This is a genomic window from Borreliella bissettiae DN127, assembly GCF_000222305.1.
Taxonomy (GTDB): domain Bacteria; phylum Spirochaetota; class Spirochaetia; order Borreliales; family Borreliaceae; genus Borreliella; species Borreliella carolinensis.
Window position 1 is genome coordinate 1 of the sequence record NC_015904.1, and the last position, 24,508, is coordinate 24,508.

The following is a 24,508-nucleotide window of genomic DNA, read 5'->3' on the forward strand; positions in this document are numbered from 1 at the left end:
ATTTTATTGACAAAAATATTAGTTTTTGCTATCATACATCTAATTTAATAAAGAGAAGTAAAACGGTGTGTGATTTAAGAAAAACAAAATTAATAGATAAAATAAGTTCACTAGAACTATATAAATATTCAATATTTTTTAGAAATTATATAGAAAATGTAGCAGAAGATTGTCTCAAGAACGGGCTTGTTCTTGAGAGCACTGACCACAATGTTAGCGATGTTGAACTTGCTAGGTTAAAGGTACAGCTTAAGAATGCTCTGCTTAATTGTATTATAAGCTACCGTTTTCATGGTATTGGCTATGTTTTAGTAAAAACCAAAGATACCCTAATAGATCTCGAACAACCCGTTAATATAGAATTACCTATTGGTTTTGAATACCTTGATTATGAATATGTAAGAGATTTGGGAGTTGATTTTGATCATATAACCTATAAAGTAAAATCCAACAATAAGAACAATTCTTTAGATGCAGTTAAAATACATAAAAGTCGACTTATCATATATGAAAACTTTGATTATATCTTAAAAAGATATGTTCCGTGTTATACCGAAAGCTTTTTGCTAGATATTTATTTATTTGAAAAGATATACGTTGAAATAGAAAGACGTATTGAAAACCACAATTTTTTGTTTTACAAAGATGAATCTTTAGTACAACTACAAGACGCACTTTCTAGTGCAACAACTTCTTTAAGTGCACTTACTCAGAGCAATAATGATAGGGGAAGTGGCATTTTATCTTCTTTTTTGAGAAAACAAAATACAAACAATCATAGTAAAGATATTTCTAATTTAAGAAACCTTAATGACTCATTATCACAGGAACTTGCCAGGCTAAAAAGCAATCTAAATAATGAGGGAATGTTTTATACAGCTACCCCCAGTGCTAGTTTGGAAGTTATTAAATATGACCTTAGTTACTTAAAGGAGGCGTTAGCATTAATTAAAGCTAAAATTGGTGCAGATACCAAAGAACCCTTAACCAGAAGTTTTAATGAGCAGGCTAAAGGACTAGGAAATGATGGTAAAGGTGATAGGAGCAATTATTACGATTTTCTAAAAGGCGTACAAGAACAAGTTGAGAACTCTTGTAACTTAAAGCTTAAAAAGTATTTCGGGCTTGATATGAAGTTTAATTCGCTGATTATGTTAAGTGAAGAACAAAAAGTGGAAAGAGATATAAAGCTAATTGAGCTTTACAGCAAATATAACCAGCTTATACAGAGTAGTTCTTTTAATAATGAGGAGCTAGCGATTTTAAAAGAGAAATTATTCTCATTTTGAGAAAAGGAGTTAAAAAGTGATTGAGAAAGAAGAAAAAGAAAACTTGCAGGCACAAGATAAAGAGGAGCAGCAAAATAAGGCTGATACTAAAGTTATCAGTGCACAGGAATTTGAAGAGTACATGCACTTTAAAGAACAAGCAACCAGTAAATCCAAAGAGACAAGTAGAGATTTAAGTATAAATGAGCGAATAACAAAAGAACTTGCAGAAGTTGAAGAGCGGGAGCGTGTTGAAAAGCAATTGTTACTAGAGGCTGAGCGAATTAATGAAATTGATACACTTGCAAAAGCACATCTTAGCAACCATTTCAATAAGGAAGTGTTACTTGCAAAGGGATACACACTGAAAGACATTATGCAAGCACAACGTAGAGAACTTGTTCGCAAGTTTGTTCCAATTGAGCAAATTAAAGCTATTGCTAAAGTGTCAGATATAAGTCATATCGATGGGGAGATATTAGAACAGCTTGTTTCTTTAGCAAAAGTGAACATTAAATTAAGAAAAAATGCGAGTAGCAATTCTTCTTCTGTTGACGCTATTAAGGGCAATATTGTTGCCAAATCAGAAGAAAGAGCAAGTTTACTTGATTCTAATTTTGTGCCAATTAATTTTACAGAATTTGTACAAGCAATAAGTAATACATACAAGCAAAGACGAATTCAATTTTATGAAAATCTAAAAAGACATAAAAGAACAAGTATTGCTTAAAGGAGTTTTTAATGCGTGATATAACGAAAATCAAACAAGAGTTTGATAAAAAAGTTGCAGAAATTAAAGCATTAATGAAAAATCCCCAACAAGACGCGGGGCTGCTTAGTAATTCTATTGATTTTAGAGACCAAAATCTAATTTTTTCTAATTCTGGTGGAGTGTCTACTAGCAGTAAGGACAAAATAGAAAATTACCCCGTTAAAGGGTATCCGTATAAGCGAGGAGTAAAACTTAGTTTTGGTGATGGAACAACAGAGCTAGAAGTTGAGGCTGGTGGTGGAGATGATTTATATGGAGTGTGCTCCGATATAGATGAATTTAGCGGTATGGCAACTGTTATACCAATTACAAATAACTTTACTGGATATTTAACACTAAAGAAAGATGGACAAAATAGTGTAAATCCAGGAGATAAACTGAACTTTAACCAACATGGAGAACTTGAAAAGGCCACTGGGGGTCAAAAAACCGTCAATGCAATAGCACTATCAAAAGCACATAAATTGACAGAAGATTTATTTATAGTGCTTGCCAGTGTATTTGGGAATAGAGCGATTAAAGGGTAATTAAATTATGGCTTTAAAAGGTAACGAGCAAGTTGAAAATCTTGACGCTGTTGATAACCTGCAGTTAGGTTTAGAGGCACAGGTTTCCGTTGCTCCTAGGGCTAAACGGCAAGCAAGACAAGCTGAGGATGCACAAGCAAAAGACCCATATTTGGAGTCAATTGACGAACTCGATGATATTCTTTTGAAATTCAAGAAATATGTAAAATCTATGAGCTCAATTGAAAATAAGGTTTTTAGCAGTTCAAGTAGCTGTTTTAAATCTAAGAATGAGCGAGTTGATGCATATTCATTTTCATGTTCAAGCTATACAGACAAAATAGAAGAATACCTTTACGATCCAGCAAATAGTTTTCCATACAAGCGTGGGGTTAAACTTGTTCCAAAAGAGAACTCTATATATGTAGAAGTTGGAGCTGATACTGATATGTATGGGATATGTGTAGATGTATGTGAGTTTAGTTGTACCGCGTATGTATTGCCAATTACTAACAATTTTGAAGGGTACCTTGTTACAAGGAATCCAAGTATAAAAATAGGAGAAATACTAGACATAAATAATAACGGGGTTATTATCAAGGCTGGAGGTGGGCCACCAACCGCAATTAACATATATGCTTTATCTGATTCATTTACAATCAATTTTGTGCCTGAGAATTATATGGCACAAGACCAAGCTAGATATCCTAGGCAAGAGTATTCTATTAATTTGATAAAAGTTGCAATTTTTGGCAATAGAAGCCTTGAGAAAATAGTAATTCCTGATGGCGGTTAAATCTTAAGCGAATAAAAGGAGGTAAATAAATGGGAGATACAACGCAATTAGTAAAAGAGTATCAAGAGAAGAGAAGTAAACTCGAAAAGTTTATGAAAAATCCCCAACATGACGCTAGTTTGCTTAGCAATTCTAATGAATTTAGAGACAAAAACGTACAATTTTTTGCTTCTGGAGGCACTAGAACTAGTAGGTTTGATAAATTAGAAAATCATCCATTTTTGGGGTATCCATACAAGCGTGGAGTGAAAAGAGTTATTCAAGAGGCGCAAGATAATCAAAATCATTATGAACCACATGTTGAGGCTGGTGGTGGTGAAGACTTGTATGGAATCTGTATTGATATAGATGAATTTAGTAAAACAGCTACTATTGTACCAATTACAAATAATTTTGAGGGCTACTTAGTAGCAAAAGACGCTACGGTTAAAACAAAAGACAAACTTGTTTTTAATAAAGACGGCGCTCTTGAAAAGGTTACTGGAGCACCAAATAAAGCAACTATTAATGCAACAGCATTATCTGATGCAAAGCAAATTAGCAATGAAGTTTATTTAGTAAAAGTAGCTGTATTTGGAAATAAAGCTATGAGTAGAAATTAATAATATTTAGGAGGATTTAATATGGAATTATTTGATGAAAATTATTATGCAAAAGCCGTGGCAAATATCATAGGAGAAGTTAAAGATCCTATTATGTATAAATGGTTTTCGCCGGATCAAATTGAAGATGTTGATCTACAAATGGGATATCAAAAAACCGTAAAATGGGACGCGTTTCTAAATGCTAATCCTACAACAATTGCCAATGAGGTTAATACTATCTCAACTATTGGTTTTAGTTCTGAGGTGGTAAGACTTAATTATTTAAAATTACAGTATAAATTCAGACATTTAAAACAAGCTTCTGAGAAATTTTATACTTCAGACTCATATATTGGGGACATTAATAATAATTTACTTCCTTTTGCACAAGCTTATAAGCTTGCAAGTAGTGAAATTATTAAGCTTATCAATCACTTTGTACTAACAGGTACTGTTTCGATTCAAAAAGATGGGAAAAATCAAAAACGTCTACTTCCGAATATGTATGGACTACTTAATATGCCGGAGCAGATAAAAGAAGAAGTTGCTAGTGGTGATAAAGATAAAATGGATAAAATCTTTGAAAAGATTGAAGCTGGACTTTCAAAGTTAGAACTAGGAGACGAATTTTCCACACCTATGATGGTAATAGTTGATCCCGCAACTTCACTTAAACTTGTAAAACCATACGCAGCAGCACAGGGTGTAGCAAGTAGCAGTGAAAAATGGGAAGATGTTTTGATTCAAACTATTAAAGCTATTAATAATAGAGAAGATGTTTATATTGAGACTTCAAACTTGCTAAAACATAAAATACTCATTTATCCACTAAATTCAGAACTTATTAAATTCAAACCTAGCAAGTATATGCTACCTACACCAAATGAACAAGTTGACAAAGACTCAACTGATATTGCTCATTCATACATTGATTTTGTTTTGGGCGGTCTACTTGCTACTAGAAAAACTATTTTGCAAGTTAACATAAAGCAAAGTTAAAAGTATAAGGTAAGTGAAAATGAGTGAACAAGGAAACTTACAAGCACAAGCCGAGGGAGAAGAAGAACTTTTAGTAACAAAACTCCATTCAGAAGTGTTATTGCTATTAGGGATAGACCAATTTGCACTAAGTAAGCAAAATTTTCTACTTCATTTATCCCTACTTCAAGCTATTCTAGTAACACGCGGTATTGATGCTAGTTCACTGACATATGAACAAATATTTTTACTTACTTTCTACCACATGGGTTGTCAATTAAGAAAACAGGGCGTTGTTCGAGAATTTGAATTTGATAGGATCAAAAAAGAAAAATTCAATGAACTTGAACTTGATTATTATCCTAGCAATAGTGGGAGCGAAGAAGGTGGTGAGGGGGGTTGTGGATCAAATAAGAATTTTTGTTCACAACTCGATGCATTTTTAGAAAAACTAAAAAGAGAAACTTCAACGCCATCTTGTGTGGGGGTTGTCTAATGAATGGTGTTAGAAAAAGACTTTCAGATATGTCTTTCCGTATGATCAACGTATTTAAAGACCCTCAACCCTTAAAATTTTATAAAGGCACTGTTGTAAAGCTTGAGAATGATTCTTCTTATCAGAGAGTATTTGATAAAAATAAGTACACTGAATTTGCAGGAGTTATTATTGACATAAAGCCACAAGAACTTGCAATGCTTTATGATTCTGATATGTCTGATATTCAAGGGTATTCTAAACTTTACACATACCAAGACCTTAACTTTGAGCTTAAAGACCGAATATCAATTGCTGATTTAGTTTACTTTGAAATATTTAGTATTGACTCTTCAATCGGATATTTTACTTTGGTTTTAAAGGAATTTATATGGACAAGCTAGAATTTAAAATGGAATTGGAAATTGGGTGGTTTGGTGGTCGTGCAGGAATTGCTAGAATGCATGAAAAAGGGAGCAGCAATTTACCAGCAAGAAAACATTTAACCAAAATTGCTAGTAGTTCTGAGTTTAGAGAATATATCAATAATAGTTATATAAATTCTAAGTTTAATCTTGACCCTAAATCGGGAATGGAAGCTATTGGACAAGCTTTTATAAGGTACTATGAAAATTATCTATTATCAGCACAAGTCACTCCAGCCTTAAAGGCTAATACAATTAAAAGCAAGCATAAAAGGGGGAGTAACACTGCAGCAATTCCACTTGTTGATACAGCCAAAATGTTATCAGAGATTACTTATAAGGTAACACTTGAATGATTTTAACTTTAGATATGGTATTAAATCATTTAACTCAAATATTTAAGGGGTTTAAGGCTTATGCAACTGAAAATAATTTTGAGTGCGATATCATAAATACTTACAATCACCCGTACCTTTCAAAAATCACAGCTGCTAGCTCAAATATAATAGCATTGAAATTTGATGGTACAGAACATCTATTTGATCATAATTCTAGAGCCGGTGCATTTTATGAAAATGCTTTGGAATTTAGTATAAATTTTCAAATATATATTATTGCGATAGTGTTAAACGCTCAAGATTTTGACGCTAATTCACGTATGTTAGTGCTTTATAGTATGCTTAGCAACTTTCTACACAATAAAGCCCATAAGTATACTTTAGAAAGTCAGTCTCAACCCGAATATATTAGAAAAATTAACCTTTACATTTATCCAATATCTAACATGCAAACAGTTGGGCTTATTAATTTAGGCACAAAATATAGCAATCATGCATACAGTGCATCTGTAGCATTCAATGCTAGTGTAAAAGCAATTGAAACTTTAAAGGAGGAATACAAAATTGCCGCAAGATACAATTAGTGTAAGTTTGCTTGATTCTAGGATTCAGACTAGCAGGCCCAATTATTACAATCCACTTTTGGTTTACAAAACAGCTAAAATCAAAGTTAATAAAGATGCCGCCAACTTTATAACATTGAATTTAACCGTTAATAATTATGAAAAACAAATTGAAACTTTGGAAAAAGACAATGGAAATGGACAAGATCAGTTTGGAAAAGAAAAAACACTGTTAAAAACTGCAATGTCAAATTTTTTCAATTCAAGCGAAGAATCATTAAAATCAACCGATCTTTTCATTTATAAGGATAAGCCTGAAGAGCTAAAAAATTATCTTAAAATACATAGGCACACTTTTGTTGTACTTATCAACACTGAAGGGGATGCATCGGATGATGGACTTAAAATTTACAAAGATGACTATAATAAATTCAAAATGCCTTCAACTTTTTTTGTATTCTCAACTAAAGAACAAGAAATAAAAGAACTATTTAAAGATAAAGGCAATACTGAAAAAGAAAGAAATATTGCTATTTACAGCAATAATAAAGACAATTTACACCTTAAATTTATAAGTCAATATTTACATCAAGCAAGCATTTTTCACGCTGTTAATCCTTATGGTATGCCACTGGCTGCTACACCGCTTGTTGACGACACTGTAATTGGAAAGTTACGAACTGCAAAAATTAACTTTTATTCACTTCTTAATGAAACTGGTCTTGATGGTATGCCTGCTTTTAAAGAAGGTGTTGATCTTGCTGGAAGTTCAATAGATGAGCTTTTTACTTATCATTACATAAAAAATGAAGCAATTATTGAGCTTATCAGAATTTGGAACAAAAACAATAGACAAAATAGCAAATTATCAGCACTGCAGCTTAGTGGGGCTAGAGACAATGCATATACTTCAGCAATTGAATGTCTACTTAAACGGTTTGTAGATAGAGGACTAATAATAGAGTACAAAAATTTAAGACTTACTCTTTCTCCTACACCACAACTTAAATTAGAACTTAGTGTGAATATTACTTATAACTTTAGCATTAATGCTGTTACTTTAGTAATTACTACTCAAGATATAGTTGATTATCAAAATAGTTTAAGCGTATAAGGAGTGTAAAATTATGCAATTTTATGATTTAAGAGAAGTTTATTTTTCAATTGGTGGTACACAGCTACATAGTGGCAAACTAGAGCTTACAAGCGAACCCACAACAAGAGCAGTGATTAGCAGTGAAGATAAAGGTATGCCTGTAATAAGTTTAAGAGATCCCAAAACGATAACTTATGTTTTCAACATTGAAGTGACGCTAGGTAGTCATGACTATAGATTGTTAACTGAACTTTCTGATGAACAGTTTTACAACATGGATGTAAGAAAAGAGGATAAAATGCTTGATTTAGCATTCAATGATAGAATTGCTACTAAAATTATTTCTAACTATGCAATTTTTACTGAAGAGCCTTCAAGAAGTTATTCTGCTGAGGCCGAAAAAGTATCTTTTGAAATTAGGGCTATTAATTGCCAAAAATCTAAACCAAACAACACTTAAAAGGAAAGTCATTATGATAATGAGATATAAAATGAAAATTTTAACTAAAAACAAAACTTATGAATATCCACTTAGAGTATTACCGGTTTATGAATGGGATAGAGTACTGGGATTTAATCAAAGTGACGCTGTTTTAAAGCTTAATGAAGTGAAATACTTAAGAGAAATCACAAGTTTAATGATAAGTCCAAAATTTTTAGACGAATTCTATTTGATTTTGGATCAAAATAGAGAATTTATTTCTTATTATAAAGATTATCTTGTTGCAATAATTTACACTGCACAATTTAATACTTTTCATTTAGACAATGATCTAAAAAAACCCGCTTTAGTATATTTGAGTGAATATGAAAATAATGTTGGGGATTTTGTTACTTTTGACTATATCAATGAAAATTTTGATTATGAAAAAGTAGCCACTTCGCTATCATCAATTACATCAAATTCTAATGAGCTGGTTGCTAAATGAACAAAAGAAATAGAGATATTGAAAAAACTATTGCAAGTCTTAATGAGACTAGAAAAAAGTATTTTAACTTGCTTGACGAGATTAAGAACAATAAATACTTTTTTCCAGTAATTATGAATATTTGCTCGTACGACAATGTAAAAAAATTGCCTTATGACGAGCTTTTAGAAGTCAATAGACTTGCTGATATCAAATTAGAAAAAGAATTGTATGAATTAATTCTAGGCAAGTGAGGGTTTAGTGAGCGACAAATTCACCATTAAATTTAAAGGGATTCTTGATCATGCTGCAACAAAAAAGGCTATCGAACAAGATATTTCCAAAATGGAAAAATATCTTAAACCCAGAAACTCCAGCTTGGGTAGTACTAAAGATATTGTAAAAAATAATTTGTCCGACAAGAAAAACGAATTAAGCAGACAATCTAAATTTGAAAGCTTAAGAGAGCGTGTTGAGAAATATAGACTTACACAAACTAAAAAGCTTATGAAACAGGGCATGGGCTTTGAAAAAGCAAGAAAAGAAGCCTTCAGAAGATCTTTAATGTCTGATAAAGACAAAAGACGCCTTGAGTATAAAGAACTTGCAAAAGAATCAAAAGCAAAAAGTAAAATGCTAGCAGCCTCTCAAGGAAAAGGACTTGTTGCCAAAATTGCAATAGGTAGTGCCCTGGGGAATATCATTAGCAACGCTATGAGTAAAGTTGGAGGAGGCCTTTTAGGTTTTGCTAAAAAAGCGGTTGAAGAAGACACCAAAACAAAAAGAACACAACTTCTCAATAAGGCGTTTTATGGTGATCCAAAAGAGAAAAAGAGTCTTTTGGGTATTCTTGGTAGAATGAAAGGTTTTGAGCGCGATTTAGAAAAAGAAGAATTCTTAAATCAAGCAAGTGTCTTTAAGGGTACTTTAAGGGACTTAGATATGTTAAATTCAACTAATTTGAAAAACGCAGTAGAATTTGCAGCTATGCTTAAATCCAGTGGTGCTATGAGCAGTGAAGATGCTGTAAAAGCTGTTAATAGTGTCCTTGGGGGTGATGGAAGTGAGCTTTTTGAACTACTAAAAAAGTCAGGTGTTGGTGACAAATACATAGAAGATGCCAAAATGGCCTGGCAAAGCGGGGCTCAAGTAGATCTAGAGTCTAGAATTACCAAGATGATGGAAATGTTCAAGGATTTTAAATCTTTTGGCCTTACAGGAAAAGTAAATACTGCTGAGAGTATTCAGAGTAATTTGGCCTCAGCTGAGCAAACTCTTCAAAACTTAACCACTACTGTCTTAGACCCAATACTTAATCTCATTAACAAGATAATTAAGTACTTTGAAGGCTTTACATTTCACACACACGTTGTTGTGCCTTTTTTTAAAGGATTAAAAAGTCTTTTTGCTAAGTTGCCATTGGTTGGGCATTATTTTGAAGAAGGCCCCACGCCTGCCCCTACCCCTAATCCACCTAAACCTAAACCAGAAAATAATCAAAATCAAGACAATGCTAACAGCACACCATAATTTTCACAAAGGGTAATACTTATGAAAAGTAACAAAAAAATTGCTAACAAAGTAATTAACAAAATAGATATTAATACTAAAAATACTAACAATAATAATCTTGAAAAGAAAAAAATTAAGGAAAAAATCGAGGATATTGAAAGGAAAGAAATCAGGGAAATTACTCGAATAATAAGAGATGTAATAACCCAAATATTTGCCCTTTTTGGTGCAGATAATTTTTTAGTGTTATTCCCAAGAATGGATTTAAAAGGTTTTGGATATGTTCCTCAATTGTTTTTTGTAAAACCAAAAACCGAACTCATAACACGCACCTATAATACTAGTTGCTCTAAAAGACCAGTTATCAACTATTATGATAGAAAAGCAGAATATGTAAGCTACAATCCAGTAATGACTGGTGAACATATATCATTAAACGGTGGAATTCTAACATCCTTATATAAGGATATGCTTTCTTTGCTTAAAATGACTGTTTTTGGCAATACTATGCTACGTTTTGATGTGCATCTTGCAAAAGAACAACTAGCCAATAGAATACAAGCTCACGTTCCTTTTAGTATCTACAGTCCAACTTTTGGCCTAAAAGAATTGGCCGTAATTACAAGTCTTTCGTTTAAGGACACTCCTTTCATTGATGAAGTTGAAGTTAGTTTATCAATAGAAATAGTAAAAACATTTGCATTGGAAAAATATAAAGGATAAAAAATGCTGTTACTACAATATGATTTTAAAATTGAGTTCTACAATGTAGATACATCAAAAAAATCACCTGATGGAATTCCTTTCGCCGAAGAAATTCCTAAAATTATAATCAATACACAAGATGGAATTCATATTGATATTTCCATATCCAACGTATATTCAAATATTCATACTATAAGTTCCAAACAAGCAAAAGTTGTACTTTGGAATCTTCCTTTAGACTTCACCGACGACATTAAATTCGGAGATATAGTAAAAATATATTATAAGAAATTTGCTCATGAAAAAAATTTTGATTTCATAATGGCAGGCACTTTAGGACCCCCTATGAGCACTGATTATCCAGGTGGAGATTTTAGTGTAGATCTTGATGTTCGTTTATTAACTAAAAGCAATTTTTTTAATCGCAAATTGGCAGGCAAAGAGGGCAAAAACTTTAAAGGCAAGACGGTACAAGAAGCAATAGAATCCGTATTTCCCAATCGCAATATCCTTAATATGGACGAAAAAGATAGTCTTAAAATCATTGACAAAGATATTTATGCCACAACACCAAAAGAGTTTATTGACAAAATAAAAGGAAAATATGTTCATAACGTAATAGCCGATATTGGTACTGGTTTACGGGGATATGAATGCTATATGATATTTACTAATTATAAAAAAAAGGGGGAAAATGTCCACTACGAAGCATTAGAAGACTATGGACTTGAATTCATACCACAACAAGAAATTACCTTGGGCACTACACTCAAAAAAAATCTTATATTTTGGAACGCAAAAACATTTTTCACACATAAGTTAAATGTTGGAGATAAAGTTTCATTTATTGACGGACTAGGGAAAATGATAAAAACCACCATAAAAGAAACAAGTGCAAGGCTTAGCAACACGGGAGAGTGTTCATTAATATTAAAGTTAGAAGATGATTCTAATACAAAACGTAAAAAATAAAGGGGACCAGAATGAATGAAGACTATGAAATTTACAGAATGAATCAGCGTCTTTATGGACATGCTTTAGCACAAGAGGACGTTAAAAATTGGATTTATTCAAACATTTTTATAATTAAAATTGGCACTGTAAAGGATTTTAAACAACAAGCTCAAGAAGCTATTGTTACAATACCCGAATTTGAAGATTTAGAAATTCACACAAAAAATATCTCTAATATCAGTTTAGAGTTATCAAAAGGCGATAGCGTTTTACTGCTTCAATCAAGCGTTAATATTTTTGATACAAATAACGATATTCACTTTGACAAACATCATTTTTATATACTTAGTGCAATTAACCCAAAAACATTAAATCTAATCTCTGATACTGTTAAAATTAAAGCAAACAATAAAATTGAAATAGCTAATGAAATAACGTCCTTAAAATCAATTCTGGAAAGTATTGTAGGTGCTATTAAGAATTTGAAAATCGGATTAGATCCATCCACCAAAGCCCCCATAATAGATCAGACCACCTTAATCCCGACAACTGCTAAAATTAATTCTGATATCAATAGTTTGTTTAAGTAATTTTTGCTAAATATGGTATAATTACTAGTATGGATTTAAGATTAGGCAACAATTTTGAATTAGTATTTAATAACGATTTATCACTTGTTGATGGAATTGAAGAACAAAAGCAAAAATTGTTTATATTTTTAAAAACCTTAAGGGGGAGTTTAAGCTATGCTCCTAATTGGGGACTGGACTACTTCTTACTTTTAAAACTGTTAAAAATTAATAATCTTCACGCTGTAAAAAATTATTTTCACGAAATATCTAAAGAACTTAACTTAGATTTAATAAACATTTCTACTATTATTCAAGACAACAAAGTGCATATATCCTTTTTTTTCTCAGGCGATGTTTTGAATATGGAGTTTAATTTATGAGTATTGTTTTTGATTCTGATTTTGGCATTCTAAAGCGTACAATTAAGGATATATTACGGGCCAAAAGAGAATACTTGCGAATAAATTATGGAATTAACATTGATGATAGTAATAGCTCGATTTACAACATTATTGCATCTTCTTTAGCATTAATTGAAGAAGAAATAATTAATGAGCTTAATCTCTTTTTTTCTAAAATGAAACCGGGTGGTACTTATTGGGCTGCTATTGAAGAACACATTTCTTCTAAAAGCACAACTTACAGTGCTGTTAGAAACGCTTTACTTAATCTTAATGGGGTAGAGCATACTAATATTAAAAGTTCAGCTGGAAAAGCCAATATATACCTAATTCTAAAAGAAGATTTGCTAGACGCTAGTAAAGCTAATATTAACAACCCCGAATTTAAAGCAAAACTTTGGGAAACATTATATCTAACAACGCCTAGTGGGACTTTACTTGAAGGAGATATAGAAATTGATGGACTCAATTCAACTGGACAACTTAAATCCTACAAAATATCACTAGGGAAAAGAAAATATGTTTATCTGAAAGTAAAGTATAAACTTGACCTTAAAAACTATCTCTACTTAAACATAGACTCTCAAATTAGGGACATATATTCTAGGATTATTTCAAATAACTATTCTGATATGGGAATTAGCTTTGAATATCAAGACTTTTTTGCTCCAGTTAATGAAGTTAAAGGAATTAAGTTTATGGAAATAAGTGCTTGTATTAAAGATACAGACACTGAAAGTATTTCAAAAATTACTGATAGCGACTTTAATAAAAATCAAGATATTGCTATTAATGATGATACAATGCTACTTTTCAATACTACAGATAGATTGCTCATTGACATTGATAGTTAACAAACATGAAAATACCTAATTTTTTCAAAAATACCGAAATTCATAAATTTATACTTACAGAAACAGAATACGCACAAACGCTACTTAATGAACTCAAATCTCTTAATTCCAACTTCATATCCATTAATGTAATAGAAAATATAAAATCAAGATATATTGCAATATGGATATCTCAAGTTTTATCTATCTTTTATGCAAAAACTCAAACTTTACAAAGTATTACAAGCAATATTAATAGTGTTATTTTTGCTTTACGTCATATTGGTACTGATGAGTCGTTTAGACTGATTTTCAAGGCCTTTTTAAATGTGGACATTGAAGTTACTACTCCTGAAGCTGGGGTTATTGATATCTCTTTAAAAGGGGTAATAAAAACAAACTTTACTACATTTATTTCCCCTAGTACTAAGAAAGGAAAACGACTTAAAAAGATTCTAATTAGAGAAAAGAAACCGGGATATGCTGCATCTAAAAAGGCTTTAGTATTTAATTCGCTTCCTAAGGGCTATGATCATTCAATTTATGCTTTTATAAAGAGAATTATTCCTATTGGTAGAGTTCTCAAAATTAATAATAAAGATGGTAACAATATTATAACTTTTAACAACTAAGGAGGTTTTATGGCCGATGATCAAGATAAATTACTAATTGATGAAGAAGAAACGGTTCAAATAAAAGATTTAAATAGACTAAAGGTTGATGAAGTAAAAAACAATTTTCTTTTACTACTTGATGATGGGGTTGCAAGCAGTAACGCTATTACCTATAAAGATTTTTTAGATGCTTCTAAAGACAAAATATTTAAAGGAGAAGGATTAGACTATTTTAAGCAGATAATTAAGTCTACAATTGCCGAAGAGCTTGCAGCTGATAAAGATTTTATAAAAAGCATTTACGATTTAATCGTTGACAAGCTAATTGAGAATGAATCTAGTAAACTTTCAAATCTTTTTAGTAAAATTAAATCTCGTCTTACAGATAGCATATCATCAGCCACTTTATCTAGAAGTGATGATCTTTTGATAATGTCTTCAAGCAGTATTCAAAAAACACCCGTTCCCAAACAACTGCTAGGAGTACCATCAAATTTTGAATATGGTGGCATAACTAAAAGTACTACACTTTATTCTTCTGACTATGAGCATAAAGCGATATCTATTAATATGGAAGACAATGATGATGTAACTCTTATTTTTTTCAAAAATTACGATAATTATCCCGTTTATCTTGATATTGAGATTAAAGTAAAAATCAATGATAATAGTATGCGGAAAAAATCATTAAATCTTAAGTATTCTGATGAAATTACATACAATTGGGTTTATGAAATTACGGGCCCTCGCGGACTATTCACCAGAATTCCCATTTATAAAGGATGGTATATCCAAAAAAGAGCCTACATGTATGGAGATCCAGTTCCAGATCTTATGAAACTATGAACTTTTTAGCAAAAATTAAAGTTTTGGTATATAATGTATATACAAATAAAAAATTAAAATGAAGGATTAAAAAATGGATACTATTAAATTAACAGAACTTCTTATCAATTTAAACGAAATTAAACTTATAGCCGTAATGATTTTTGTAACAGTTCTGGTTTTAGGAGTGTTAATTCTTCTTAAGCCTTTATTAAAAGACATATTGACTATTGTAATAGGCAAGATTTTCAAGAATGGCAATGGTAATGGCAAAAATCACATTAAAAAAAGAGATTAAATTATGAAATTATCCAAAGATAATGTTGAGCTTGGACTTACGTCTTTATCAACCCTTATTGATATATTTTCTAAATTTGAAGACGAATTTGATGAAATTGCACATAAAGGATTCTTTTTGGTTTATGAGCTGTATTCTCATTATAAATTAATCTATACAGCAAATATGGAAAGACTTGAGAGTGCATTAACCCCAGCAATAACTAAAAAACTCGCTCCATTAAATGAAAAAATCAATACGGTTATTGATTTGGTTAATTCTGATGAAAAAAATCTCAAAATATCTAATGATCTAAAATTCAATCAAGAAGGAATACCTATCTATAAGGAAAGAACAAATAATGCAAAATAACACTATTGGTTTGGGGCTTAATTTACTATCCAGCTTAACTAACATAGCTAAAACTGATACAAACATAGATCATAATTACATTAATACTTTTAGTAAAGTAATAGATTTTTTCTACAAAACATATATAAGCACACTAAAATCTATGGAAACAGCTGAGTCAATGAAAATATTTGAAGAAATAAAAGATATTTTAAAATACAATATTGAGATAATAGAGGCTATCTCTGCCGACAAAAATAAAAAAATTATTACTTCACTTAAAGCAACACGTAACAAAATTATGAAAGAATACATCAAAATGCTTAAAAGGAGTGAAAATGCTTAAAAAATTGCATTCTCTACTAATTGTTTTGTTGTTATGTTGTACTACTATTGCTAGCCTACCAGAAGAACCAAAACCTCCACTTATTCAAACACTAAACTCTTTAGCTAAATATGAAACACAACTTTCAGAGTATGTTATGTATCTTGTAACATTTTTAGCTAAAACAAAAGTTAAAGTTAATGATCCAAATTATCCAGAATATCCTTATCCAGACTTATCAACACTAAAAGACGAACACTCCATAACCGCAGTAAAACATAATATTAAGATATATTTAGAGTACATTAAACAAACAAAACCAATAGCGGAAAAAGTATATAATCAATATTCCCAATTAAAAATGTAAATTACAAAAAGGTTTTTCTTGCAAGAAATTCTACTTTACATATAAAAATCTCTAAAGCCAATCAATCTAAAATAGTGTATAATATGACTATAAAGGAAAATTTTATGGAAACAGTGTCAACAAATATTGCTGGTGTAAGTCAAGAACAAATATATAAAGAATTTCTTAGACTGGGTATGGAACAACTAATAGCACAAGATTTATCTAAAAGATATTATCACAATGAGCTTACATATAGAGATTTAGAGAATTTAGAAAAACAATTTGATATAAAATTTGATAATCTTGTTTCTAAAATAGATAATGTCAAAAACGAACTTAATTCTAAAATAGATAATGTAGAAAAGAATTTACAAAAGGATATATCTAATTTAGACATTAAGATAGATACTGTAGAAAAGAATTTAAATTTAAAAATAGATAATTTAGACTCTAAGATTGATAATGTAGAAAAGAATTTAAATGCTAAAATCGAAAATGTTAAAACCGAACTAAATACAAAGATTGAAACTGTAGAAAAGAATTTAAATCTAAAAATAGATAATGTTGAAAAGAATTTAATGTCTCTTTCAGGAATGCTTAAATGGGTATTGGGAATTATGGGAACAATGGCTATCACAATGATAGCGGGGTTAATATTTACTTTTATTCCTAAATAGCTACTACCTCAATTAAAGAATATCAATTCAAATAATAATTGTTTATCCAATATTTAGTATTAATACTTAGTTAAGTGAATATTAATAATAAAGAAAGGAGTAACAATGAAAATCATCAACATATTATTTTGTTTATTTTTACTAATGCTAAACGGCTGTAATTCTAATGATAATGACACTTTAAAAAACAATGCCCAACAAACAAAAAGCAGGGGAAAGCGTGATTTAACAAAAAAAGAAGTACCACAAGAAAAACCAAAATCTAAAGAAGAACTACTTAGAGAAAAGTTATCTGATGATCAAAAAACACACCTTGACTGGTTAAAAGAAGCTCTGCAAAGTGATGGAGAATTTGATAAATTTTTAGGATATGATGAGTCAAAAATAAAGTCAGCGCTAGACCACATAAAAACCGAACTTGATAAATGCACTGGGAAAGAAAATGCAGATAGTTCTAAAAACACTTTCAAAACTGTGGTTCAAGGATTCTTGAAAGGTAGTGATATAAATAACTTTAAAAGTCAAACAGCTAGCAACTGTAACAATTAGTAATATAATAGCCCCCTATTTGGGGGCTTTAATATTGCTACACTGCAAACATATAATTAAATTGTCTTTCTTTTTTTAACATGCAAAAGAATTTTAATACTTTTGTTTTATAAACGTCTCGATTATCAGACATAAATACTTTAAGCTTGTTTAAATCATCAAATCTATTGGTTTTACTGAAATAATCTTTCATAAGATTTGCCCAATATTCTATACTCTTAAGCTTGGGATTTTCATCAAGAAGATTATTTAAAGCATCATCATTATCTGTACATAATGCCCGAATAAGAGCATTTATATTATTTTTTTCGTCACCTTCACTTAACCAATTTTTTATATTAAACAATGCGTCTCTAAAAATTTCATAACAATAAAGCTTGTCAGTTTTCGACTTTTTATCAAAGTCGTTTTTTTGTTCTTGCTTAATGTCTCTTTTCTGGTTTTGAATAGTGTTATTTTTTTGAATTTGATTAATCTCTTGTTTTTGTTCCCTTTTTTGTTCTTGCTTTTGATTAACACTAACTTGTCTGCTAGGCATAGAATTTGTGTTTTCATAATTATTGTAAATAGGTGCTGCATCAGTATCAACTTCACTTTTTATATGAAGACATGCTACTAAAGCATACCTTTTGAAATAAGTAATAGCTGATCCAACCAGTTGTGGTACTGTATTTACAACATTTTTAGAGTTGTTTTCATTGTTCCATTGTAAGTTTTCTGTATGAAGTCGCGTATCAAAAGAAAATTCATATCCAGTACTTGTACTGTAAAATGTAGTCCTAATATAATCAACTATGCCATATTGACCCTCTATAGATATTGGATATTGCTCAAAATCAAGCTCCAAATTGTGCTTTTCAATAACGTTTTCAATTTCTTCTACTATTTCATTGAAATTCTGATATTTGTATCCATATCCTTTAAGACTTTTATCAATCCCTGGTAAATTCATTTTTAGGGTTTTCATATCTCTTCTGAAGCTTATTTTTGCTTGAATATTACTTTGTGGGTTATTATTGTTTAAAAGATTTTCCATCTTTTTCCTCCTATATGTTTATAAATAATTGTATAGCAAAAACTATTTTTGCCAACTTCTTTACAAAAATTTTTACAAAAAAATAGGGCTTAGCCAAATCCTCTACTAAAAGAACTTAGTTAAACCCTTGTATTATTTTTTTGCAAATTAACATATAGGTAGTTCAAATACATGGAAATGTTTTAATAACTACGCTGTTTGTAGTGTATCTCAATTTTAAATTAAAATCAATTTGTATTTTTACTAAGTTACAAAAAGTGTATTAATTTAATTAAATTAATAATTAAAATTTAATATTTTTTTAGAAAAGCATTTACTTTTAAATCAAAATTTTGCATTATATTATTTATAATAATTTATTAAACATATAGGAGAAAAAACATGAAAGATTTTTTAACCACCACAAAAAATCCCACTTGCCATAACAAACACCAACACAAATTAATATCTCTTACTTCAACACTAGATTTCCTAAACAAAAAAGATAAAAAATACACACAACAAAACATACTCTACTACTTTAATGAAAATCTTAAAAGAAATGGTCTAGCTTCCACTACTTTAAGAACAATGCAAAATTATCTTTATAAATTAGAAAAAGTACTAAAAGTTACAACTAACTACTACCAACACATGGGTGTAAATTGTGGAACTGAAATTTACTATAAGCTAAAGTATCCCAAAAAAGAATGTTACCAGAAAATAAACAAGTACTTTAAAGAACGAAAAAACTCTAGATTTAAATCTAGAGTTAATAACCATTTTAAAGACAATATTTCTATAAATGGTAGTGTAAATTCAGTGGAGTGTTTAAATAATAAAAATAATATAAAAGAAGAAAGAAAGAATAATCAAAAAGAGAAATATCAACTAAGAAATTATTTCAATAATTGTAACTTTAAAACGGAAGAAGCTCTTTCTATTCTGAATTTAAATGTTGATAAAAATACGAAGATTGAAGCAATGAAAATACTAAAACAAAATGAAATTGCTCTAATAAAACGTTTTAGTATAAAAAAATCTTGCATCAAGGAAAAGCAAAACACATTAAAGAACATTCTAAACAACACTCAGAAAGAATTCGAACAAAATGGATATAATTCGGAACAATTAAAAATAAATTTACAAAAAGTATACGAAATTTACAAATTTAAGCCCCATTTTATTATTGAAAATCACAAATATAGCGATTTAAACAACATAAAACGAAAATTGGAAAAGTCGATTGAAAGAAAAAAACAAAATTCTCAACAAAATTATCAAAATTTAAAGGCAAACATTTTCAATATCCTTATTGAACGACTAAAAAAAGAAACAAATATTGAAATTCTAAAGCCTATTATCAAAGAATATTTGAATAAACAAAAGAAAATAGAATACAATAAAGTATTTGGTACATATTATCTTGAATTATTAGAAATAATAAAAAATGAAAAAAATTCTTTAACTGTAGAAGAATTTAACATAAAGGCTGTATGAGGATTTAACATGGAAAATGCACCTGAACCTATTGAAACTATAAAAAAAGGCAAATGTAAAGTTGAATGCCAAAATAAAGAACGCTTTATTTTAATTGAAAAAGAAAATGGGAAAGCAATGTACCACACAAAAATAATGATGGATATTTACAAATTTGGAGTTTATGAAAAAAAACATGAATTTAGACTATCATTAAGGGCCCTATTTAATGGAGAAAGAATTGTTGAAGAAACTCACTTGTATCCAATTAAAGAAGGAGACAAGTTTATTGGTATTTTTTATGGTTATAGAAAACCAATTAAAAAACCTTTAATAAAGTATCAAATAAATGGGACTAGAAAAGCATATGCATTAGCAAGGGCATATTATATGGAATTTAGATTTAAAGCAGGAAGTGTTTTCTGCTATTTCAAGGGATTATATCGTTTATTAGATAAAAAAAGAACAAATAATCACTACAACAAAGTTTTATTTAGTATGTTTACGGATTTAGAACAGCAAGTATATAAATTTTATGGGAAAAAATACCCAGAGCAAGGACCGTTAATCAAATGGATAATAAAAAACCTAAAATAATAACAATAGCATCAATTAAGGGCGGTGTTGGCAAAAGCATGTTGTCAATTATATTTTCATATATTTTAAGCGAAATAAACAATAAAGTGTTAATTGTAGATTTAGACCCTCAAAATAGTTTAACTAGTTATTTTTTACAATATATCAGGAATATTGAATTGAATAATGTTTATTATCTCTTAAAAAGAGATCAAAATATTGCTTTTAATGAATATATAAATTCAATAAATAATAATATGTATATTATACCGGCACATCCAATTTTATGTAAATTTGAAAAAGGAGATATTCCCTATAAAGAACTTATGTTAGAATATATATTTGATAAAAATTTACATTATTATAATTTTGATTATGTAATAATTGATACTCCCCCTAGTTTAAGTTCTTTATTGTTTAATGCGCTAAACATTACGCATAAAGTTGTAATACCTATTCAAGCAGAAAGGTGGTCTGTAGAGTCTCTACCAATATTAATGAATGAAATAAGAGAAGTTGAAATAATAAGAAAGAAAAATATTGATGTGTTGATAATAGAAAATCAATTTATAAAAAATAGAAATACGTATAAAGATATTGAAAGTATTTTACAGTCAGAATACAAAGATCTTATTAAAGGAAGAGTTCATTTTTATAATTCAATTAAAGTTTTTATAAATGAATTAAAAGAGCCCAATAATAAAGAAATTTATTATCAAGAAATAAAAAAAATATTAAACAACATTCTTTAAAAAGTCTTTCGGCAGACTTTTTAAAGCAAAACAGAAACTTAGGAGGATTACGTGTCAAAGTTAAAAGAAAAAAAAATATTATTAAATAATAGAATTGAGGACGTTCAAAAATTTGAAAATGAGGAACTTGAATATAAAAGTTATAAGGATCAACTTCGTAGAATTACGGTTGATGATATTGAGAATAAAATTAAAACAATGAAAATCTTATATAAAATAAGAGAAAAAAAGCTTTATTTGATTGATGGTTACAAAAAATTTGAAGACTTTTTGTCAGAATTTATAATATCTAGAAGTCAAGCTTTTTTATACCTTAAAATTTATAGAAAGGTAATAGAGGGGAGTGTATCAATAAATGATATTAAAGAAAAAGGGTTAAAAGGTGTGTATAGGAATATATTGAACATAGAAATTAAAGAGGACAAATCGAAACAAAATCCAATAAAGCCGCTAAGATTTCAACTTAAGAGTCAAGAAAGTTACGATTTTTATAAAAGCAATGCTAAATTCACTGGGTATCTTTTGGACAAATTATTTAATAATGAAAAAGAAATAATTAAAAAAATTATGAAAGAATATAAACAATTAAAAGGATAATACGGAAATTTTATGAACACTTTGGCGTACAGAACATATAATATAGAAAGTATAAAAAATGAGTTTTTAAACATAGGGTTTAGTGAAGAGGCAATAGATTTTGTTTTTTTTCATAATGATAATTACAACTTTGAATTTTTAAAAGAGAAAATAATCGATGTAGAAAAGAATTTACGAAAAGATATATCTAATTTAGATATAAAGATAGACACTGTAGAAAAGAATTTAAATCTAAAAATAGATTTTGTAGAAAAGAGTTTAAATGCTAAGATAGATAGCGTAGACGTTAAGATAGATAATGTAGAAAAGAGTTTAAATGCTAAGATAGATAGCTTAGACGTTAAAATAGATAATGTAGAAAAAGCTTTGCAAAAAGATATATCTAGTTTAAATATTAAAATAGATAGCGTAAAAAACGAGCTTAATGCCAAAATAGATAGTGTAGAAAAAACCTTACAAAAGGATATATCTAGCTTGAAAAACGAACTTAATGCAAGTAATAGAACAATACAAGTAATGCTAATAGCAGGAATAACGCTTGCTCCAATTATTTACTCTATATTTAATAAGTATTTTTTCAATTGAAAATGATTAAAATTTTATAAAGTAATAAGTTAGTATATAGCTTTAAAGTAGAACTTATTTGAATTTTTTAACAAGAGAATTTAAATAGGTTCTTTTATTTTAACAAATACAAATTGATTTTAATTATAAATTAGAATCAATTCAATTGGTGAAAAGCTTTTTAAAATAATTTTTAATAAGTGAATTCGGCCAAACCCCAGCCCTATTAAGTTCTTTAACAAGAGACTTTAATAAAGCTTATATTTATTATAGTAATTTTTATAAAAAAGTTGGTAAAAATAATTTTTGTTATATATATGTATGTGAATAGCTAAAAAAGTGTATTGCTATCAAAAAAATCCAATTAAGTTGGGCTTAGCTAAGTTCTTAGACAATAGAATTTAAATAAGCCCAACTATTTTTTTGTAAAAATTTTTGTAAAGAAGTTGGCAAAAATAGTTTTTGCTATACAATTATTTATAAACATATAGGAGGAAAAAGATGGAAAATCTTTTAAACAAAAACAACCCACAAGAAGTTAATCAAGGAGATCTCAAAATGATAAGTGTTAATCAACAAAGTTTTACTGGATGTGAAATATTTGAGGAAAAATCTTCTCCCATTAAAGAAAAAAGTAAATTAAGCAAGATAGGAAAGAAATTACCAGGAATAAGTAGTCAAGAGTGTTTTAGATTTAATCGAAATATTGATTTTAGTGTGCAAAGAAATGAACTTGATAGATACGGTGCTAGTGAAGTAGGCAATGTTTTGATTGGAGGTGCAGGGCTAAAAGATTTAATGATTAGCAGAGTGCTTAAATATTTTGGAATAAGTATGCCTTTTGAAGAGAATTTGTATATGCTCAAGGGCAAAGAATTAGAGAATTTAGGATTTAGAGAATTTGTTAAAGCACATGGTGATAATATTGATATTTTGTATAAGAATAAATATGCTAACGGTGTTGATAAGTATAACTATTTTAAAAAAATGGGAAGTTCACAAAGTTTAGTAGGATCAACAATTGATGGATGGTTTATCAATAATGCTGGTGATTTAGAGCTTTTAGAAATTAAAAATAGCGACTCTCATTATATGAGTAGTGCTATTGCTGAGTACAATAAAAATAGGAATTTTTTAAGTAGTAAATATTTTTTCAAATACTATGTGCAGGCTCAAATGCAGCTAACATGTACTGGGCTTGAGTATTGTAATTTATTCTTTTTAATCGATGCAGCACCAGTTAACTGTAAGATTAAGAGAAATGAGGACTTAATATCAAAAGTGTTTGAATTTGTTAATAAATGTGAATTAGAAATTATAAATTTAAAAAAAGATATTTATAGTAAATATAGAGAGGAATACTTAATGGCACACAATTTTAATGAGGAAACGTTTATAAAGCTGGTGGAAGATTTAGTAGAAAGGAGTGATTTTTATAATTCTGGAGTTGAGTTTGATTGGGCAAAAGAATTTGTGGAATATGTTGATTGTGTAGACCTTGAAATTAGGGATAATCAAGCTGCTGAAAATCTTGCGTGTGATCTAATGGAGATTGATAGTATACAGAAAGAATTAAATAGAATTCAAAACGAAAATAAAAAAAGAGAAAAGCCTTATAAAGATAGGCTGAAGATGCTAATTTACAATATTACAAATACATGTCCACTAATTGAGCAGCTAAATTATAGATTTGGAGAGTTTGTGTTTACTCTTGATCCTAAGAAAAGGGCAATATCAGATAGATTAAGGGGACTACTTCCAACAAGTGGAGCATTATTTTTCCCAAGCAATATAGCATTTGCAAATAATGTCAGTGTCCCCATGTGAATGGGTGCACTAAAAAATTAAAGAAAGAATTTAATATAGGAGAGG

35 protein-coding genes are annotated in these 24,508 nt (G+C 29.4%); 34 read left to right on the forward strand and 1 reads right to left on the reverse strand.

Annotated elements, in window-relative coordinates:
• The first annotated feature begins 65 nt into the window (after nucleotides 1–65).
• From BBIDN127_RS04780 to BBIDN127_RS04915, 28 genes are all read left to right on the forward strand, one after another.
• Nucleotides 66–1,289, forward strand: coding sequence for a phage portal protein (locus BBIDN127_RS04780; RefSeq protein WP_014017483.1), 1,224 nt, complete (start codon nucleotides 66–68; stop codon nucleotides 1,287–1,289).
• Between the two features lie 16 nt (nucleotides 1,290–1,305).
• Complete coding sequence (locus tag BBIDN127_RS04785; protein ID WP_014017484.1) at nucleotides 1,306–1,998, forward strand: DUF1357 family protein; 693 nt, start codon at nucleotides 1,306–1,308, stop codon at nucleotides 1,996–1,998.
• An 11-nt stretch (nucleotides 1,999–2,009) separates the two neighbouring features.
• Nucleotides 2,010–2,567 (forward strand): DUF228 domain-containing protein, encoded by a 558-nt coding sequence (locus tag BBIDN127_RS04790; RefSeq protein ID WP_014017485.1) that lies wholly within the window; start codon nucleotides 2,010–2,012, stop codon nucleotides 2,565–2,567.
• A 7-nt stretch (nucleotides 2,568–2,574) separates the two neighbouring features.
• Nucleotides 2,575–3,342, forward strand: a complete 768-nt coding sequence (locus BBIDN127_RS04795; RefSeq protein WP_014017486.1) for a DUF228 domain-containing protein — start codon at nucleotides 2,575–2,577, stop codon at nucleotides 3,340–3,342.
• Nucleotides 3,343–3,371: 29 nt separating this feature from the next.
• Complete coding sequence (locus tag BBIDN127_RS04800; protein WP_014017443.1) at nucleotides 3,372–3,944, forward strand: DUF228 domain-containing protein; 573 nt, start codon at nucleotides 3,372–3,374, stop codon at nucleotides 3,942–3,944.
• A 21-nt stretch (nucleotides 3,945–3,965) separates the two neighbouring features.
• Entirely contained in the window at nucleotides 3,966–4,925 is a 960-nt protein-coding gene (locus BBIDN127_RS04805) for a hypothetical protein (protein ID WP_014017487.1), read from the forward strand.
• 19 nt (nucleotides 4,926–4,944) lie between these two features.
• Nucleotides 4,945–5,400, forward strand: a complete 456-nt coding sequence (locus BBIDN127_RS04810; RefSeq protein WP_014017488.1) for a DUF3890 domain-containing protein — start codon at nucleotides 4,945–4,947, stop codon at nucleotides 5,398–5,400.
• On the forward strand, nucleotides 5,400–5,783 hold the full coding sequence (locus BBIDN127_RS04815; RefSeq protein ID WP_014017489.1) for a DUF1506 family protein: 384 nt from the start codon (nucleotides 5,400–5,402) through the stop codon (nucleotides 5,781–5,783). Before BBIDN127_RS04810 ends, BBIDN127_RS04815 begins: the two co-directional genes overlap by 1 nt.
• A complete protein-coding gene (locus BBIDN127_RS04820) occupies nucleotides 5,771–6,160 on the forward strand; it encodes a hypothetical protein (RefSeq protein WP_014017447.1) in 390 nt (129 codons plus the stop codon). Before BBIDN127_RS04815 ends, BBIDN127_RS04820 begins: the two co-directional genes overlap by 13 nt.
• Nucleotides 6,157–6,726, forward strand: coding sequence for a DUF764 family protein (locus BBIDN127_RS04825; protein WP_014017490.1), 570 nt, complete (start codon nucleotides 6,157–6,159; stop codon nucleotides 6,724–6,726). Before BBIDN127_RS04820 ends, BBIDN127_RS04825 begins: the two co-directional genes overlap by 4 nt.
• Nucleotides 6,707–7,819 carry a DUF787 family protein gene (locus BBIDN127_RS04830; protein ID WP_014017491.1) on the forward strand — a complete coding sequence of 371 codons (1,113 nt, stop codon included), beginning with the start codon at nucleotides 6,707–6,709 and terminating at the stop codon, nucleotides 7,817–7,819. Before BBIDN127_RS04825 ends, BBIDN127_RS04830 begins: the two co-directional genes overlap by 20 nt.
• A 13-nt stretch (nucleotides 7,820–7,832) precedes the next feature.
• Complete coding sequence (locus BBIDN127_RS04835) at nucleotides 7,833–8,261, forward strand: DUF1463 domain-containing protein (protein WP_012665023.1); 429 nt, start codon at nucleotides 7,833–7,835, stop codon at nucleotides 8,259–8,261.
• A gap of 13 nt (nucleotides 8,262–8,274) precedes the next feature.
• Nucleotides 8,275–8,730: a DUF1473 family protein gene (locus BBIDN127_RS04840; protein WP_014017492.1), complete on the forward strand. Its 456-nt coding sequence runs from the start codon at nucleotides 8,275–8,277 to the stop codon at nucleotides 8,728–8,730.
• On the forward strand, nucleotides 8,727–8,963 hold the full coding sequence (locus BBIDN127_RS04845) for a DUF1322 family protein (protein WP_014017493.1): 237 nt from the start codon (nucleotides 8,727–8,729) through the stop codon (nucleotides 8,961–8,963). The genes BBIDN127_RS04840 and BBIDN127_RS04845 overlap by 4 nt, the downstream gene beginning before the upstream one ends.
• Nucleotides 8,964–8,970: 7 nt before the next feature.
• The gene (locus tag BBIDN127_RS04850) at nucleotides 8,971–10,239 is read left to right on the forward strand and encodes a DUF759 family protein (protein ID WP_014017494.1); all 1,269 of its coding nucleotides are present in this window, start codon (nucleotides 8,971–8,973) and stop codon (nucleotides 10,237–10,239) included.
• A gap of 21 nt (nucleotides 10,240–10,260) precedes the next feature.
• A complete protein-coding gene (locus tag BBIDN127_RS04855; protein ID WP_014017495.1) occupies nucleotides 10,261–10,944 on the forward strand; it encodes a DUF792 family protein in 684 nt (227 codons plus the stop codon).
• A gap of 3 nt (nucleotides 10,945–10,947) precedes the next feature.
• Nucleotides 10,948–11,898, forward strand: a complete 951-nt coding sequence (locus tag BBIDN127_RS04860; RefSeq protein ID WP_014017496.1) for a DUF693 family protein — start codon at nucleotides 10,948–10,950, stop codon at nucleotides 11,896–11,898.
• Between the two features lie 11 nt (nucleotides 11,899–11,909).
• Nucleotides 11,910–12,470 (forward strand): DUF777 family protein, encoded by a 561-nt coding sequence (locus BBIDN127_RS04865; RefSeq protein ID WP_014017497.1) that lies wholly within the window; start codon nucleotides 11,910–11,912, stop codon nucleotides 12,468–12,470.
• Between the two features lie 29 nt (nucleotides 12,471–12,499).
• Entirely contained in the window at nucleotides 12,500–12,832 is a 333-nt protein-coding gene (locus BBIDN127_RS04870) for a DUF2634 domain-containing protein (RefSeq protein WP_012665001.1), read from the forward strand.
• Nucleotides 12,829–13,707: a DUF276 domain-containing protein gene (locus tag BBIDN127_RS04875; RefSeq protein WP_014017498.1), complete on the forward strand. Its 879-nt coding sequence runs from the start codon at nucleotides 12,829–12,831 to the stop codon at nucleotides 13,705–13,707. Before BBIDN127_RS04870 ends, BBIDN127_RS04875 begins: the two co-directional genes overlap by 4 nt.
• Before the next feature lie 5 nt (nucleotides 13,708–13,712).
• Nucleotides 13,713–14,318, forward strand: a complete 606-nt coding sequence (locus tag BBIDN127_RS04880; RefSeq protein ID WP_014017499.1) for a DUF735 family protein — start codon at nucleotides 13,713–13,715, stop codon at nucleotides 14,316–14,318.
• A gap of 9 nt (nucleotides 14,319–14,327) precedes the next feature.
• Nucleotides 14,328–15,146 carry a DUF685 domain-containing protein gene (locus tag BBIDN127_RS04885; RefSeq protein ID WP_014017500.1) on the forward strand — a complete coding sequence of 273 codons (819 nt, stop codon included), beginning with the start codon at nucleotides 14,328–14,330 and terminating at the stop codon, nucleotides 15,144–15,146.
• A gap of 73 nt (nucleotides 15,147–15,219) precedes the next feature.
• Entirely contained in the window at nucleotides 15,220–15,423 is a 204-nt protein-coding gene (gene blyA / locus BBIDN127_RS04890; protein WP_002658481.1) for a holin BlyA, read from the forward strand.
• Between the two features lie 3 nt (nucleotides 15,424–15,426).
• The gene (locus BBIDN127_RS04895; protein WP_014017501.1) at nucleotides 15,427–15,774 is read left to right on the forward strand and encodes a BlyB family putative holin accessory protein; all 348 of its coding nucleotides are present in this window, start codon (nucleotides 15,427–15,429) and stop codon (nucleotides 15,772–15,774) included.
• A complete protein-coding gene (locus tag BBIDN127_RS04900; RefSeq protein WP_014017461.1) occupies nucleotides 15,764–16,099 on the forward strand; it encodes a BlyB family putative holin accessory protein in 336 nt (111 codons plus the stop codon). The genes BBIDN127_RS04895 and BBIDN127_RS04900 overlap by 11 nt, the downstream gene beginning before the upstream one ends.
• Nucleotides 16,092–16,445, forward strand: coding sequence for a BBA14 family lipoprotein (locus tag BBIDN127_RS04905; RefSeq protein ID WP_014017502.1), 354 nt, complete (start codon nucleotides 16,092–16,094; stop codon nucleotides 16,443–16,445). The genes BBIDN127_RS04900 and BBIDN127_RS04905 overlap by 8 nt, the downstream gene beginning before the upstream one ends.
• A 104-nt stretch (nucleotides 16,446–16,549) precedes the next feature.
• Nucleotides 16,550–17,104 carry a Bdr family repetitive protein gene (bdr, locus tag BBIDN127_RS04910; protein WP_014017503.1) on the forward strand — a complete coding sequence of 185 codons (555 nt, stop codon included), beginning with the start codon at nucleotides 16,550–16,552 and terminating at the stop codon, nucleotides 17,102–17,104.
• Nucleotides 17,105–17,209: 105 nt separating this feature from the next.
• Nucleotides 17,210–17,653 (forward strand): Mlp family lipoprotein, encoded by a 444-nt coding sequence (locus tag BBIDN127_RS04915; RefSeq protein WP_014017504.1) that lies wholly within the window; start codon nucleotides 17,210–17,212, stop codon nucleotides 17,651–17,653.
• 37 nt (nucleotides 17,654–17,690) lie between these two features.
• Here the strand turns inward: BBIDN127_RS04915 and BBIDN127_RS04920 are convergent, their stop codons facing one another.
• Nucleotides 17,691–18,689 (reverse strand): ERF family protein, encoded by a 999-nt coding sequence (locus tag BBIDN127_RS04920; RefSeq protein ID WP_014017505.1) that lies wholly within the window; start codon nucleotides 18,687–18,689, stop codon nucleotides 17,691–17,693.
• A gap of 381 nt (nucleotides 18,690–19,070) precedes the next feature.
• Here BBIDN127_RS04920 and BBIDN127_RS04925 point away from each other — a divergent pair, with 381 nt between their 5' ends.
• The 6 genes from BBIDN127_RS04925 to BBIDN127_RS04950 all read left to right on the forward strand — a co-directional run bounded on the left by BBIDN127_RS04925 (nucleotide 19,071) and on the right by BBIDN127_RS04950 (nucleotide 24,463).
• Nucleotides 19,071–20,168, forward strand: a complete 1,098-nt coding sequence (locus BBIDN127_RS04925; RefSeq protein WP_014017506.1) for a plasmid maintenance protein — start codon at nucleotides 19,071–19,073, stop codon at nucleotides 20,166–20,168.
• 9 nt (nucleotides 20,169–20,177) lie between these two features.
• Nucleotides 20,178–20,744, forward strand: a complete 567-nt coding sequence (locus BBIDN127_RS04930; protein WP_014017507.1) for a DUF226 domain-containing protein — start codon at nucleotides 20,178–20,180, stop codon at nucleotides 20,742–20,744.
• Nucleotides 20,720–21,475, forward strand: a complete 756-nt coding sequence (locus tag BBIDN127_RS04935; RefSeq protein ID WP_014017508.1) for a ParA family protein — start codon at nucleotides 20,720–20,722, stop codon at nucleotides 21,473–21,475. Before BBIDN127_RS04930 ends, BBIDN127_RS04935 begins: the two co-directional genes overlap by 25 nt.
• A gap of 51 nt (nucleotides 21,476–21,526) precedes the next feature.
• A complete protein-coding gene (locus tag BBIDN127_RS04940; RefSeq protein ID WP_014017509.1) occupies nucleotides 21,527–22,072 on the forward strand; it encodes a chromosome replication/partitioning protein in 546 nt (181 codons plus the stop codon).
• A gap of 12 nt (nucleotides 22,073–22,084) precedes the next feature.
• Nucleotides 22,085–22,657 (forward strand): Bdr family repetitive protein, encoded by a 573-nt coding sequence (gene bdr / locus BBIDN127_RS04945; protein ID WP_014017510.1) that lies wholly within the window; start codon nucleotides 22,085–22,087, stop codon nucleotides 22,655–22,657.
• A gap of 480 nt (nucleotides 22,658–23,137) precedes the next feature.
• A complete protein-coding gene (locus BBIDN127_RS04950) occupies nucleotides 23,138–24,463 on the forward strand; it encodes a DUF244 domain-containing protein (protein WP_014017511.1) in 1,326 nt (441 codons plus the stop codon).
• Nucleotides 24,464–24,508 lie beyond the last annotated feature (45 nt).